This window comes from Microbacterium sp. PF5, assembly GCF_004794315.1.
Classification (GTDB): Bacteria; Actinomycetota; Actinomycetes; order Actinomycetales; family Microbacteriaceae; genus Microbacterium; species Microbacterium sufflavum.
Genome location: NZ_SSDQ01000170.1, coordinates 21,554 through 36,203, shown reverse-complemented (window position 1 = coordinate 36,203; position 14,650 = coordinate 21,554). Strand labels below are relative to the sequence as shown.

Here is a 14,650-nt window from a genome sequence, read left to right as displayed (position 1 = left end):
GATCAGCTCTTGCCGAAGAGCTTCTGGATCTCGGCGAGATCCGCCTCGGTGGGCGCAGGAGCTCCGCCGAGACCGAAGCCCGAGCCGTTCGCGGAGGCGGATGCTGCCAGGCCAGCGTTCTCGGCCGCCCGCTTGGCGGGGTTACCCGAGCGCGAGCGTCCCTGAGACCCCTTGCCCTTCTTGCCGCGCTTGGACGACGCTCCCGGCTTGCCCATGCCGGGCACGGGACCCATGCCGGGGATGTTCGGCGTGCCACCGCGCGCGACCGTCTTCATCATCTTCGCCGCCTGGTCGAAACGCTGCACCAGCTGGTTCACGTCGGTCACGGTCATGCCGGAGCCCCGGGCGATGCGCAGACGACGCGACCCGTTCAAGATCTTGGGGTTACGCCGCTCCCCCGGCGTCATCGAGCGGATGATCGCCTCGGTGCGATCGATCTCCCGCTCGTCGAAGTCCTCCAGCTGCTGCTTCATCTGGCCCATGCCCGGCAGCATGCCGAGCATCTTCTTCATCGAGCCCATCTTCTTCATCTGCTGCAGCTGCTCGAGGAAGTCCTCCAGCGTGAAGGCCTCGTTGGCGAGCTTCTCGGCGACCTTCAGCGCCTCTTCCTCGTCGAACGCCTGCTGCGCCTGCTCGATCAGGGTCAGGATGTCGCCGAGGTCGAGGATGCGGCTCGCCATGCGGTCGGGGTGGAACGGCTCGAGGTCTTCGAGGCGCTCACCGGTCGAGGCGAAGATGATCGGCCGGCCGGTGACGGAGGCGACCGAGAGCGCCGCACCACCGCGGGCGTCACCGTCGAGCTTCGACAGGACGACGCCGGTGAAGTCGACGCCCTCCTGGAAGGCCTTCGCCGTGTTGACCGCATCCTGACCGATCATCGCGTCGATGACGAACAGCACCTCGTCCGGGTCGACCGCCTTGCGGATGTCGGCGGCCTGCTTCATCAGCTCGGCGTCGACACCGAGGCGTCCGGCGGTGTCGATGATCACCACGTCATGCTGCTGGCGACGGGCGTGCTCCACGCCGTCGCGCGACACCTTGACCGGATCGCCGACGCCGTTGCCGGGCTCGGGTGCGTACACGGTCGCACCGGCCTGCTCCGCGACGACCTGCAGCTGGTTGACGGCATTCGGACGCTGCAGGTCGGCGGCGACTAGGAGCGGGGTGTGCCCCTCCCCCTCCAGCTGCTTCGCGAGCTTGCCGGCGAACGTCGTCTTTCCGGAGCCCTGGAGCCCGGCGAGCATGATGACGGTCGGCGCCGTCTTGGCGAACTGCAGACGACGCTGTTCCCCGCCGAGGATCTGCACGAGCTCCTCGTTCACGATCTGCACGACCTGCTGGGCGGGGTTCAGCGCCTTGTTGACCTCGTCGCCGAGCGCGCGCTCGCGCACCTTCGCCGTGAAGTCCTTGACGACCGCAAGAGCGACGTCCGCGTCGAGCAGCGCGCGACGGATCTCGCGCACGGTGCCGTCGACGTCGGCGGCGGTGAGCTTCCCCTTCGTGCGGAGGTTGCGGAAGGTCTCGGTGAGACGGTCGGAGAGCGTTCCAAAGGTAGCCATGGTGCTCCCGATTCTACGCGAGCGCCGACGACTCGCTCAGCCGGACCACGGGAGGTCGTGGATCGCGCCGAGGGCGTCGTCGAGCACGGCCTGCGGGGTTCCGAGCCCCGCGCCCTGCTCGGCCCACACGCGCAACGCGGAGAACACGGCGGCCGCGAGGGCTGCGCCGAGGATGTCCGCCCTGATCGCGTCGACACCGGAGCCACGGGCCGCGGTGGCGATCGCCTCCGACAGCCGCGCCAGGCGCACACCGGTGTCGCGGACGAGTTCCTCCTGCAGTCCCATCGCGCCGGCGTTGCGCAGAGCGAGCGCGAGCGGGTCCGGCGCGAAGTCCCGCACGATGCCCCGCAGGATCCCGCGCACCGCGTCGCCGTCCGCCTCGCGCCCGAGGCCCTGCAGGCGTTCGACGGCCTCCTCGATGCGCTCGTCCACGGCGGACCACAACACGTCGCTCTTGGAGGTGAAGTAGTTGAAGAAGCTGGAGCGGCTCACCCCGGCGCGCTGCGTGATGTCGGCGACCGACGTGGCGTCGTACCCGCGCTCCAGGAACAGCTCGCACGCCGCCTCCGCGAGCGTCTCGCGCGACGACGCCTTGGGGCGGCCAGCGCGGCCGGTGGAGTTCATACCCTCACGCTACCGCGCGCGGCGAGTCGCGCTCGGGCGTCACGACAGGGCGTATTCTTAGACGCAATCCAACTATTTCGGAGGCGAGACTTCATGCTCGACATCCTCACCCCCGGGTTCTCCCCGACCCCCGTGCCGTACCTCGACGGCTGGGACCTGCAGCGCCGCGTGCACGCCGATGTGCTCTCCGGCGCGCGTCCGGACACGCTGATCCTGCTCGAACACGAAGCCGTCTACACGGCGGGCAAGCGCACCGAGCCGCACGAGCGACCGCAGGACGGCACCCCCGTGGTCGATGTCGACCGCGGGGGCAAGATCACCTGGCACGGCCCGGGGCAGCTGGTCGGCTACCCGATCGTCCGCCTCCCTGAGCCCATGGATGTCGTCGCGCACGTGCGCCGGCTCGAGCATCTGCTGATCGACGTCCTGCGACCGTTCGGCGTCGACGGCTACCAGGTGCCCGGTCGCAGCGGGGTGTGGGTTCGCCGCCCCCTCTCCGAGGACAAGGTCGCCGCCATCGGGGTGCGCGTGCAGCAGGGCGTGACCATGCACGGCTTCGCCATCAACTGCGCCAACTCGCTCGCACCGTTCCGCGACATCATCCCGTGCGGCATCACCGACGCCGGTGTGACCACGGTCAGCGAGGTCTCCGGTGCCGTCGTCGAACCCCGGGACCTCGTGGACGCCGTCCGCGCCGCCTTCCTCGCCGAATACACCGACATCGCACGGACGGGAGTCCCCGCATGACCGCCGCCCCCGAGGGCCGGAAGCTCCTCCGACTCGAGATCCGCAACGCCGAGACCCCCATCGAGCGCAAGCCCGAGTGGATCCGCACCAAGGCCAAGATGGGGCCGGAGTACACCGCCCTCCACTCGCTCGTGAAGAGCGAAGACCTCCACACCGTGTGCCAGGAAGCGGGCTGTCCCAACATCTTCGAGTGCTGGGAGGACCGCGAGGCGACCTTCCTGATCGGCGGATCCCAGTGCACTCGGCGCTGCGACTTCTGTCAGATCGACACCGGCAAGCCCGCGGACTACGACACCGATGAGCCACGCCGCGTCGCCGAGAGCGTCGTGCGCATGAACCTCCGCTACGCCACCGTCACGTGCGTCGCCCGCGACGACCTTCCCGACGGCGGCGCCTGGCTCAACGCAGAGACCGTCCGCCAGATCCATCGCCTCAACCCGAACACCGGCGTCGAACTGCTCGCCACCGACTTCAACGGCGACCCGGATCAGCTCGGCGTCGTGTTCGAGTCCCGGCCCGAGGTGTTCGCCCACAACGTCGAGACCGTCCCGCGCATCTTCAAGCGCATCCGGCCGGCCTTCCGCTACGAGCGCTCGCTGGGAGTGCTGACCCAGGCGCGCGACGCGGGCCTCATCACCAAGTCGAACCTGATCCTGGGCATGGGCGAGGAGCCGGAGGAGGTCGTGCAGGCCCTGCAGGATCTTCACGACGCCGGCTGCGACATCATCACCATCACGCAGTACCTGCGGCCGTCGCCGCGGCACCTCCCCGTCGCCCGCTGGGTGAAGCCGGCCGAGTTCGTCGAGTTCAAGGAGGAGGCGGAGCGGATCGGCTTCCTCGGGGTGCTCGCCGGACCGCTGGTGCGCTCCTCGTACCGTGCCGGACGCCTCTGGGCGCAGTCCATGGTCTCGAAGGGGCGGGAGATCCCGCCGCACCTCGCGCACATCGCCGAGGGCGCCGACCTCGGGTTCGCCCAGGCCGTGTGATCTGCGGGGTGAGCGCCGGGTCAGTCAGCGCTCATCACGGACTGCACGCTTCCGTCCGAGCCGAGGTTCACGAGCAGCACGTCGTCGGTCGCACTGTCGTCGAGCGCGTACTCGAGCACCGCGAAGGGCTCGGACCCGCCATGCTCGTCCGCCAGGATCGTCATGCTCATCAGGCGTAGCGAGCGGATGATGTCCACCGCAGCATCGCCGGACACGTCCACCAGCACGTCCGGCAGGTCGTCGCCAAAGGCCTCCTGCTGCTGAAGGATGTACTCGGTCACCTCGCTCGTCCGGTCATCCACCTCGGACAACATGCCGCGGCGGGCCGTGGCGTCGACGTTCTCCAGTCCCGCGATCAGCGCGGCGGCGATGTCGAGGGCATCAGCGGACACGTCGTCCTGGTCCGGAGCGGTGAGGTCGACCGTCACGCTCTGGTCACCGAGCTCGACGGTCTCCGACCAGAAGATCGAGCCGTCGGGGCCCGACGACAGCAGTCCGAAGTAGTCGTGTTCGATCGCCATAACGCTATGAAACCAGCCTCGTGCTCAGGGCGGTAGCCCTGTGTCAGCCGACCAGCGCCTGCACGAACACGTGCGGGGTGAAACCGGTCAGATCGTCGATGCCCTCGCCCTGTCCGAGCAGCTTCACCGGGATCCCGGTGCGCTCCTGAACCGCGAGAACGAAGCCGCCCTTGGCCGACCCGTCGAGCTTGGTCAGCACGAGCCCGGTGACGCCGGCGTGCTGCAGGAACGTCTCCGCCTGCATGACCCCGTTCTGCCCCGTCGTCGCGTCGAGAACCAGCAGCACCTCGCTGATCGGGGCCTGCTTCTCCACGACCCGGCGGATCTTGCCGAGCTCGTCCATCAGCCCGCCCTTGGTGTGCAGACGACCGGCCGTGTCGATGATCGCGATCTCCATGCCCTCGCGCTTGGCGTACTCCACGGTCTGGAACGCCACAGACGCCGGGTCCTGCCCCTCGTGCTGCGGGCGGACGATCGCCGCCCCTCCGCGCTGCGCCCACGTGGCGAGCTGGTCCACGGCGGCGGCACGGAACGTGTCGGCGGCCCCCACCACGACGCTGCGCTGGTAGCCGCGCAGGAACTTGGTGAACTTGCCGATCGTGGTGGTCTTCCCGACCCCGTTGACGCCGACGACGAGCACGACGGCCGGGCGCTCGGTGAGCTTGAGCGTCGTGTCGAACTTCGCGAAGTGCTCCTCGAGCGTCTCGCGCAGCATGCGCTGGAGGTCGCGGGGGTCGGTCGTGCGGTACTTCGCGACCTTGTCGCGGAGCTCGTCGACGATGCGCTCGCTGATGTCCGGCCCGAAGTCGGCCGTGATCAGGGCGGTCTCCAGGTCTTCCCACGTCGTCTCATCGATCGTGGGCTTGACGAACATGCCGCGCAGGGCGCGACCGAGAGACCAGGACTTCTCTGCCATCCCCCCAGCCTACGGGTAGCGGTGCGCTACGCCGGTCAGCTCGCCGCGGCGGCCGCGCGGTCACCGACGCGCTGACCGACGACAGCGGACACGCCGTCCTGGCGCATCGAGACGCCGTACAGCGCGTCGGCGATCTCCATCGTGCGCTTCTGGTGCGTGATCACCAGGAGCTGAGATGTCTCCCGCAGCTGCTCGAACACGGTGAGCAGCCGGCCGAGGTTCGCATCGTCGAGGGCCGCCTCCACCTCGTCGAGGATGTAGAACGGGCTGGGACGCGCCTTGAAGATCGCCACCAGCAGCGCGACAGCGGCCAGCGACCGCTCCCCTCCGGAGAGCAGCGACAGGCGCTCGATCTTCTTCCCGACGGGCCGCACCGAGACCTCGATGCCGGTCGTGAGCATGTTGTCCGGGTCGGTCAGGGAGATGCTCCCCGTCCCACCGGGGAACAGCAGCGGGAAGACCTGGCCGAACGCCTCCTTGGTGTCCTCGAACGCACTGGCGAAGATGGTCTGCATCCGCTCGTCGAGGTCCGCGATGATCGTCAGCAGATCCTGACGGGTCTGGGTCAGGTCGGCGAGCTGCTCCGTCAGGAAGGCGTGGCGCTGCTCGAGCGCGGCGAACTCCTCCAGGGCGAGCGGATTGACGCGGCCCAGCTGGGCGAGCTTCCGCTCGGCCTCGGCCAGCCGGCGCTGCTGGATACGACGATCGAACGGGATCGCCGTGTCGTCGAGCAGTTCGTCCGCAGGGGGCTCCACTCCGGGATCGCGCGGAACGAGCTGATCAGGTCCATATTCCGCAACGAGAATATCTTCGTCGAGCGACAGCTCGGAAGACACACGCTCCAGCAGGCTGTGCAGGTGGAGCTTCTTCTCGTGGATCTGCAGCTCCAGGCCGTGCACGCTCTCGGTGAGGCCGGCGAGCCGCTCGCGCAGCGACGTCTCCTGCTTCCGTAGCGCCACCAGCTCCTCGTTCTGCGCTGCTCTGGCGGCCTCCGCCTCGGCAAGAGCCACACGGGCCTCGGTCACCGAGCGGTCCAGCGAGTCGAGGATGCGCGGAAGCTCCTCTGCCACCCCGGAGGCGGCCTCCCGCTGTGCCCGACGGATCACTGCGCGGCGGGCGGCCTCGGCGGCGGCGTCCCGCTCCTGCTCGCGCTGCCGTTCGAGCGTCGCGACCCTCGCCTGCGCCGCACGCACCCTCTCGCGCAGCGTCTCGACCTCGAGCCGCGCGCGCACCTCTCCCTCGCGGGCGAGCTCGAGAGCCTCGAGCAGACCGTCGCGGGCAGACGCGTCCAGCACGGGACGCGGCGCGGCCACGGCCTCGTCGAGCTCCGCACGGGCCGACTCCGCCTTCGCCTCGGCATCCGCGACTGCAGCCTGGGCCTGCGCGAGCCCCGACTCCAGGCGCTCGCACTCGGCCACGGCGGACTCGTGCCGCACCGTGACGCGGTTGACCTGCTCGGCGTGCGTGGCCAGGGCGGCATCGTGCTCGCGCAGCGCCCGCAACGCGTCCTTGGCCTGACGCCGTGTGGCCTCCACCTGCTCGTCCGCCTCGATCCGCGCCTCCCGGAGCGAGTCGACGACGATCTGGATCTCGGCGAGCCGCTCCGTCGCCGCGTCGCGCTCGGCCGCGAGCTCGAGACGCGACCGCTCACCACCGGAGCCCGTGCGCAGCGTCTGCGCGGTGATCACCTCGCCGCTGGTCGTCACGATCGTCGTCCGCGTGTCGGACAGCGCATCCAGAGCGGCTCGCGCCGAGCGCGCCGCATCGAGGTCTTCGGCGATCAGCACATGCGACAGGATGCCCAGCACGCCGTCGGGTGCGGTCACCACGTCGATCGCGGACGTGACACCGTCGACGGGAGGCGCGGTCGACTCGGGGCGCAGAGCATCCGCCACCACGAAATCCACGACCCCACGGCGCTCCGCCGCAGCCAGGGCCGCCAGCGTGAACGCGGCGTCCGCGCTGTCGATCAGCACGCCCTCCGCGAGCGGACCGAGGACCGCGGCGATCGCCGCCTCGAACCCCGGCCTGACCTGCACCGCGTCGCCGACCAGTCCGCGGACTCCCGCGCCACCGGCCTTCACGATCTCGGCGGCACCACCGGACAGCGACAGCGCGCTGCTCAGCGCCGCCGCCTTCGCCGTGAGCGAGTCGACCTCGCGCTCCGCGGCGTGGAGCCGTTCGCGCAGCGTCTCGCGCTCGGCCTCCGCCGCCGTCGCCGCCCGCTGCGCGCTCTCATAGGCGGCAGCGTGCTCGACGGCTGTGCCCTGCGGTGCCTCGGCGTCCTCGATCGCCTCCAGTGCCTCCGCCGCCTCCCGCCGCCGTTCGTTCGCCGCTTCGAGCGCATTCTCCTGGCGCAGCACGGCACCACGCACCGCGGCAAGGGCCGACGCCGCCGCATCAGCCGTACCGCGCAGGGCCGTCAGGCGCATGTCGTACTCCGACACGAGCGCGCTCTGCTCCGCGATGTCGACGTCGAGCGTGTCGAGCTCCGCCCTGGCGTGCACGACCTCGCGGCTCGCCGCGACCGCGGCATCCTGCGCATCGCCCAGCCCCGAGGAGATCGTCTCGATGTCGTCTTTCGCCTCGTCGATCGTCGCCTGCGTCACCGTGACCGCGGTCACGGCGGCATCGTCCTCCTCCGAGCCGAGCAGAGCGAGACGCTGATTGGCGAGGGTGTACAGCCCCCGCATGCGCTCCTGGACCTGCTCGAGCCCGAAGGCCACGCCGCGCGCCGCATCGACGGCGACGGAGTTCTGGTCCTTCTCGAGCCGCGCGATGCTCGCACGCACCGCCTCGGCCTGATCCGACAGCACGAGGCGCTCCGTGTGACGCTCCTGCTCCGTGCGGGTGTGGTCGGCCAGGGCCGTGCGCAGGGCGACTACGTCGTCCGCGAACAGCCGGGCCTTCGCATCGCGCACCACGGCCGCGATCGTCTGGGCCTCCCTGGCGATCTCGGCCTGACGGCCCAGCGGCTTCAGCTGCCGCCGGATCTCACCGGCCAGGTCGCTCAGACGCGTCAGGTTGGCCTCCATGGCGTCGAGCTTGCGGAGGGTCTTCTCCTTGCGGCGTCGGTGCTTGAGGATCCCCGCCGCCTCCTCGATGAAGCCACGGCGATCCTCCGGCGACGCCTGCAGCACGGTGTCGAGGCGCCCCTGACCCACGATCACATGCATCTCGCGGCCGAGACCCGAGTCGCTCAGGAGCTCCTGCACGTCGAGCAGTCGGCAGCCCTCGCCGTTGATCGCGTACTCGCTCGATCCGTTGCGGAACAGCGTGCGGCTGATCGTGACCTCGGCGTACTCGATCGGCAGTGCTCCATCGGCGTTGTCGATCGTGAGCTGCACCTCGGCTCGCCCGAGGGGCCCTCGCGTGGAGGTGCCGGCGAAGATGACGTCCTCCATCTTGCCGCCGCGGAGGGTCTTCGCGCCCTGCTCCCCCATGACCCAGGCGAGGGCGTCGACCACGTTGGACTTGCCGGAGCCGTTCGGACCCACGATGCAGGTCACGCCGGGCTCGAAGACGAAGCTCGTCGGCTGGGCGAACGACTTGAACCCCTTGAGCGTCAGGCTCTTCAGATGCATGCGGGGACCGCTCGTCGGGGGAGAATCACGTCGCTACGCTACCGGAATCGCGCGGATTCCCACGGATCCCGCGCGGGTCTCGGAGCGAGCTCCTCCGGCGGCGACACGCCGGCGCTAGCACGAAATGCTTGACGATCGGCTGAGAGTTTCGCTACGGTTGGCCTCCGGATCGCCACACGAAAGGAGGTTACCGATGATGATCACTCAGCACACCGCGAAGGCCAACGGCCGCACCGCGCCCGCGCACACCGCGCCGAACCGTGCGTACTCGGTAACCGCCGGCGACCGCCTCGGCACGATCTGCTAGAACCGTCGCCCGGGATGTGACGCCTCTCCGAGGCCATCCGTCCTGCCGGTTCCCCCGCGCCACCACCCTCTGACCCGCACCGCGGAGTCATGGATTCCCCGCCGCCCTCGGCACGCGCTCTCGCATTCTCGCGTCAGCGCATCCCCGAGCGGTCGCCACCGTCCGCACCGTCTCCGGCCGGATCCTCGGCCTGCGCCGGTGCTTCCGCACCCCCTCCCATCACGCAACCTCGAAGGAATCATCGTGAACACCACGCTGTACCGCAGCACCACCCACCCGCCCGATATCGAGGACCGTGAGGTCCTCCCCCTCCCCCGCGACGACGAACGGCGACAGCTCCGTCTGACGGACCGCCTGTCCCTCCGGATCGGCCTCTGGCTGCTCCAGCGGGCTCAGCGGCCGCGGCGGCCGCGCCGAGGGCTGACCCTCGACCCGGCCGACCTGTTCCTCGTCGGAGAGCAGCGTCACCGCTCCGCAGCGGAGTCGAACGCCATGCTCATGTTCGACATGCAGCGGGGAATGCGCTGATCCGCATGACCGCTTCGCACGCCGTCGACACCGCACCATCGGTCTCCTCCGCCCCGTCCGTGGGCGGAGGAGACCGTGGACGGCCCTTCGCCGTCTCCCCCGCAGCCGCCCGCCACCCCGAAGGAACCGACATGACCATCGCGGAACTGACCATCTCACCGCTGACCGTCCCCGCCGCGCTCGACGCTGACGACGCCGCCGACTTCCGCGCGTACGGCGAACTCAACCGGCAGATCTGCGACGAGCAGGTCGGTATCCCGGATCTCGCGCCGGATTCCGCGCAGATGCTCCCGGGCTGGCAAGACGACACCGACTCCCTCGACCTCGGCTTCGTCGCCCGCGACGGTGCCGACATCGTGGGCATGGTGACGGTGTCCTTCGCGCAGGAGGCGGACGCGAACGCTGCCGAGGTCGACCTGCTCGTGTCTGACGCACACTGGGGCCGAGGCATCGAGGACGCGCTCCTCGCACGAGCCGAGAGCGAGGCACGGGCCCGCGGGCGCAGCGTGCTGCAGATCTGGAGCCTGCATCGTCCGGAGGAGACATCTCGCATGCTGGTTCCTCGGACCGGATGGGGCCGCATTCCGGCGACGCCGCTGAGCGACCTCGTCGACGCCCACGGATTCACACTGGAGCAGGTCGAGCGCAACAGTGAATTCGACCTGCGCGCGGACCCCGCTCCTCTGAAGGCCGCTCTGGCCGAGGCCACGCAGGCGGCAGGACCCGACTACCGCGTGGTGGAGTGGCTGCTGCCCACACCGCCCGAGCTCCGCTCCGGGTACGCGGCGGTGCTGGCGCGGCTGTCGACGGACGCTCCGAGCGGCGACATGGACTTCGTCGCGGAGGTCTGGGACGCCGACCGGGTGGCCCGGCGAGATGCGCGGTTGACGGGCGCCGGGCAGACGGTGTCCGTCGTCGCCGTGGAGCACGTACCCACCGGCGACATCGTCGCGTACAACGAGCTGGTCATCGGAGCGGAGCGCACCGGCGTCACGCATCAGTTCGGCACCCTGGTGTCCAAGGACCACCGCGGGCATCGTCTGGGCATGATCGTGAAGTGCGCGAACCTGCTCCGCTGGCGTGAGCTCGTGCCGGATGCCACCGTGGTCTCCACCTTCAACGCGGAGGAGAACCGGCCGATGCTCGACATCAACGAGGCGATCGGGTTCCGCCCGGTCTCGTATGCGGGAGCGTGGCAGAAGAAGCTCTGATCCCGCGGGAGCGGAGTCATCCTCCTGGATGACTCCGCTCCGGGACGGTCATCCGGACGGCCGACGACGTGGGGGCCGCGCGCGGGAAGGCTGGAATCATGAACGCATTCGTGATCGAAGCTCATGCTCTCACCAAGACCTTCGGGGCCACGCGCGCCCTCGCCGGCATCGACCTCGCCGTGCAGCGCGGAGAAGCCGTGGCCATCATGGGCGCCTCCGGATCGGGCAAGACCACTCTGCTGCACGTGCTCGCGGGCATCACGGCCCCCGACGCCGGCAGCGTCACGTTCCACCCGTCCGCCGGCGGGCCCGTCGAGGTCACCGCACTCGGGGAATCCGCGCGCTCGCGCCTGCGTCGCGAACGATTCGGCTTCGTGTTCCAGCAGGGACTCCTCATCCCCGAGCTCACCGCGGTCGAGAATGTGGCCCTGGCCTCCATGATCAACGGCGTGGCGAAGAAGGATGCCATCCCGCACGCCGCCTCCTGGCTTGCCGCGCTCGGACTGGCGGGAATGGAGGATCGACGCATCGGCGAACTCTCCGGCGGTCAGGCGCAACGTGTCGCGATCGCGCGCGCGCAGGCCACGGGGGCGGAGATCGTCTTCGCGGACGAGCCGACCGGCGCGCTCGACTCGCACACCTCCGCAGAGGTGATGGATGCACTGCTGTGGTCGACCACCGGCCAGGGACGCACGCTGGTGGTGGTCACGCACGACGCCGACGTCGCGGCACGCTGCACCCGTACGGTCGCCGTGCGCGACGGGCGCGTCGTCTCCTCGGCGGTGGACGCATGAACGCCGGCGTGCTGACGCTCCTCCTGCGGCCGGCCCGCGGAGAGAACAGCGTCCTCGTGCTCCCTGTCGTCGCCTTCGGCATCGTCACCACCCTGGTCCTCACGGTGATCGGCGGTGCGCAGTCGTTCTGGCGGTGGTCCGATGACAGTGCTGCCCTCTACCGGGCACTCGCTGGCATCGCTCTCGTTCTTCTCGTCGTGCCGCTCATGTCCCTCGGTGGTGCGGCCGCCCGACTGTCAGCGCGCCGTCGCGACGAGAGGCTGTCGACACTCCGCCTGCTCGGTGTCACACCCGCGGGGGTGACGGTCGCCACCGTGGCCGAGTCGCTGCTCGTGGCAGCCGTCGGCGCCGCGATCGGGGTGGCGGGTCACCTCGCGATCAGTCCGCTCATCGGCTTGATCCCGTTCCGCGGCGCACCGCTCGGGTTCGATGCTGTGCTCCTGCCGCCCGTTCCGATCCTCCTCGTGGTCGCCGTGGTGCTGCTGCTGGCCGTGGTGAGTGCCTCCATCGGTCTGCGCCGCGTGGTGATCTCGCCGCTGGGAGTGCGCACTCGCGCCGTCGTCACCAAGATGCACTGGATCCGTGCGGTGATCGCCGTGGGGGGATTGGCGATCGCCTTCGTGCTCATCAAGGCGGTTCCCGCCATCGCCGGCGGGATGATCGCCGTCATCGTGCTGTGCGGCCTCTACGCCGCGGCGCTCGCCGTGCTGAACCTGGTCGGCCCCTGGGCACTGTCGATCTGGGCACGCACGAGCCTGCGCCGGGCACAGGAGCCCGACCGCATGCTCTCGGCCCGCATCGTCCTGGATGCGCCGAAAGCTGCGTGGCGTCAGGTCGGTGGCATCGCGATGGCGAGCTTCATGGCCGTCTTCGCGGGGACCGGTGTCGCGCTCATGGCGGAGATCGACGGTCCTGGTGCATCCGGGGCCGACGCGACGCTCGCCGCCGACATCCGCACCGGACTCATCATCACCCTGATCGGATCGTTCCTCATGGTGGCGGCATCCGTGGGCGTCAATCAGGCTGCGGACGTGATCGATCAGAGAGATCTCCACCGAAGCCTGCACCAGCTGGGGATGCCGATGGAGATGATCGATCGCGCCCGCCGACGCTCCATCGTCGCCCCGGTGCTCGTGACCTCCCTCGGCTCCGCCCTCTGCGCCGCGTTCCTCGTGTTTCCCCTGCTCGGAATCGCACTGATCACGGCGCCCGTCTCGATCGCCACCATCGCCGTGGTTCTCGTCACCGGGATCGGGCTGGTGTGGGCGAGCACCTGGGCGACGCGGCCGCTCCTCGGGCGAGCCTTCCAGCCGGTGTGACCTCAGCGGCGGCGCTGGCAGGTCGGGCAGAAGTGGGATGACCGGTTCATGAACGACACCCGCCGAATGGCGCCGCCGCACCGCGGACACGGCTCCCCGCCGCGGCCGTAGGCATTGAGGGAGTGGGCGAAGTACCCCGCCTGGCCGTTCACGTTGACGTACTGCGCATCGAAGCTGGTCCCGCCCTCGGCGAGGGCTTTCGCCAACACGGTGCGGACCTCGGTGAGCAGACGGTGCACGGCCGGAGTCGAGAGTCGATCGGCCGGCGTCTCGGGGTGGATACGCGCGGCCCACAGCGACTCGTCGGCATAGATGTTGCCGATACCGCTCACGACGCCCTGGTCGAGCAGCACCCGCTTGACCGCGCTGTGCCGGCGAGCGAGAGCCAGTCGGAAGGCGTCGTCGTCGAAGAACGGGTCCATCGGATCGCGCGCGATGTGCGCCACCTGCGTCGGTACGCGCGAGGGCCCGTCCTCCACCAAGGCATCGACGGCGAGGGAGCCGAACGTGCGCTGATCCGCGAATACGACCGCGAGCTCACCGTGAACGGGATGCTCGATCCCGAGGCGCACGCGTTCATGGCGCTCGGACGGAGCGTCGGGAGCCCGCAGCAGCAGCTGTCCGCTCATCCCGAGGTGCGCGATCAGCGCCGACTCCCCGTCGTCATCGAGGGGAAGCCACAGGAACTTGCCGCGACGCATCGCCGCCGTGAAGGCACGCCCCTCGAGGCGCTGCACGAAGTCGGCAGCACCCGCCGTGTGCCTGGTGAGGGCGCGCTCGTCGAAGACGCTCACGGCCGTGATCGTCGCGCCGACCGCGGCCGGGGCGAGGCCCGCGCGGACGACCTCGACCTCGGGAAGCTCAGGCACGCTCGTTGAGCACGCGCCAGGCGCTGAGCGCGGCCGCCATCTCCGCGGTCTTCTTGCTGCTTCCGGTGCCGGTCATCTCGACGTCTCCGACGGCGACCGTGGCCGTGAAGCGACGGTCGTGATCCGGTCCGCTCGCCTCGACCGAGTACTGCGGCGGCGTAGCACCCACCCGGGCGGCAAGCTCCTGCAGGCTGGTCTTCGGGTCCATCGCGGCGCCGTAGCGCTCCGGATCCGCCAGCAGCGGCTCGGTCAATCGCAGCACCAGCTCGGTCGCCGCCTCCGGCCCCGCGGAGAGGTAGGTGGCGCCGATCACGGCCTCCATGGTGTCGGCCAGGATGGAGTCCTTGTCGCGACCGCCCGTCTGCTCCTCACCGCGACCCAGCAAGAGATGACTTCCGAGGTCGATACCGCGGGCCACCTCGGCCAGGGCCACGGTCGAGACGACGCTTGCCCGCCGCTTGGCCAGTTCGCCCTCGTCGAGGTCGGGGTGCGTGGTGAACAGCATCACCGTCACCGCCTGCCCCAGCACCGAGTCGCCGAGGAACTCCAGGCGCTCGTTGTGCGGGATGCCGCCGTGCTCGTAGGCGTAGGAGCGATGGGTGAGCGCCAACTCCAGAAGCTCCGCGTCGATGTCGACGCGGAGCTTTGCTGGGAGAGGTCTCGTCCCCCCGGGGACCTCCGTCAC

General features: G+C 69.9%; 13 protein-coding genes. 6 read left to right on the top strand and 7 right to left on the bottom strand.

The window, feature by feature from the left end:
• Positions 1–2: 2 nt before the first annotated feature.
• Entirely contained in the window at positions 3–1,559 is a 1,557-nt protein-coding gene (gene ffh / locus DW297_RS16925; RefSeq protein ID WP_136034568.1) for a signal recognition particle protein, read from the bottom strand.
• Positions 1,560–1,595: 36 nt separating this feature from the next.
• Positions 1,596–2,183, bottom strand: a complete 588-nt coding sequence (locus DW297_RS16920) for a TetR/AcrR family transcriptional regulator (protein WP_136034566.1) — start codon at positions 2,181–2,183, stop codon at positions 1,596–1,598.
• A 93-nt stretch (positions 2,184–2,276) separates the two neighbouring features.
• Between DW297_RS16920 and lipB the strand changes: the two genes are divergently transcribed.
• Together lipB and lipA are read left to right on the top strand one after the other, a co-directional pair.
• Entirely contained in the window at positions 2,277–2,930 is a 654-nt protein-coding gene (lipB, locus tag DW297_RS16915; protein ID WP_136034564.1) for a lipoyl(octanoyl) transferase LipB, read from the top strand.
• On the top strand, positions 2,927–3,916 hold the full coding sequence (gene lipA / locus DW297_RS16910) for a lipoyl synthase (RefSeq protein ID WP_136034562.1): 990 nt from the start codon (positions 2,927–2,929) through the stop codon (positions 3,914–3,916). Before lipB ends, lipA begins: the two co-directional genes overlap by 4 nt.
• Positions 3,917–3,936: 20 nt before the next feature.
• Here the strand turns inward: lipA and DW297_RS16905 are convergent, their stop codons facing one another.
• The 3 genes from DW297_RS16905 to smc are packed head-to-tail and all read right to left on the bottom strand — an operon-like array spanning position 3,937 to position 8,937.
• Positions 3,937–4,437 carry a DUF2004 domain-containing protein gene (locus DW297_RS16905; protein WP_136034560.1) on the bottom strand — a complete coding sequence of 167 codons (501 nt, stop codon included), beginning with the start codon at positions 4,435–4,437 and terminating at the stop codon, positions 3,937–3,939.
• 43 nt (positions 4,438–4,480) lie between these two features.
• Positions 4,481–5,353, bottom strand: a complete 873-nt coding sequence (ftsY, locus tag DW297_RS16900; RefSeq protein ID WP_136034558.1) for a signal recognition particle-docking protein FtsY — start codon at positions 5,351–5,353, stop codon at positions 4,481–4,483.
• A gap of 35 nt (positions 5,354–5,388) precedes the next feature.
• On the bottom strand, positions 5,389–8,937 hold the full coding sequence (gene smc / locus DW297_RS16895) for a chromosome segregation protein SMC (protein ID WP_136034556.1): 3,549 nt from the start codon (positions 8,935–8,937) through the stop codon (positions 5,389–5,391).
• 550 nt (positions 8,938–9,487) lie between these two features.
• On the opposite strand from smc, the gene DW297_RS16890 reads away from it, so the two are divergent.
• The 4 genes from DW297_RS16890 to DW297_RS16875 all read left to right on the top strand — a co-directional run bounded on the left by DW297_RS16890 (position 9,488) and on the right by DW297_RS16875 (position 13,096).
• Entirely contained in the window at positions 9,488–9,772 is a 285-nt protein-coding gene (locus DW297_RS16890; protein ID WP_136034554.1) for a hypothetical protein, read from the top strand.
• Between the two features lie 131 nt (positions 9,773–9,903).
• On the top strand, positions 9,904–10,983 hold the full coding sequence (locus DW297_RS16885; RefSeq protein WP_136034552.1) for a GNAT family N-acetyltransferase: 1,080 nt from the start codon (positions 9,904–9,906) through the stop codon (positions 10,981–10,983).
• Between the two features lie 98 nt (positions 10,984–11,081).
• Positions 11,082–11,777, top strand: coding sequence for an ABC transporter ATP-binding protein (locus DW297_RS16880; RefSeq protein ID WP_136034550.1), 696 nt, complete (start codon positions 11,082–11,084; stop codon positions 11,775–11,777).
• A complete protein-coding gene (locus tag DW297_RS16875) occupies positions 11,774–13,096 on the top strand; it encodes an FtsX-like permease family protein (protein WP_136034547.1) in 1,323 nt (440 codons plus the stop codon). Before DW297_RS16880 ends, DW297_RS16875 begins: the two co-directional genes overlap by 4 nt.
• Positions 13,097–13,098: 2 nt before the next feature.
• On the opposite strand, the gene mutM is transcribed toward DW297_RS16875, so the two are convergent.
• Both mutM and rnc read right to left on the bottom strand, forming a co-directional pair.
• Entirely contained in the window at positions 13,099–13,965 is an 867-nt protein-coding gene (gene mutM / locus DW297_RS16870; protein WP_136034546.1) for a bifunctional DNA-formamidopyrimidine glycosylase/DNA-(apurinic or apyrimidinic site) lyase, read from the bottom strand.
• Positions 13,958–14,650: a ribonuclease III gene (gene rnc, locus DW297_RS16865; RefSeq protein WP_136034544.1), complete on the bottom strand. Its 693-nt coding sequence runs from the start codon at positions 14,648–14,650 to the stop codon at positions 13,958–13,960. The genes mutM and rnc overlap by 8 nt, the downstream gene beginning before the upstream one ends.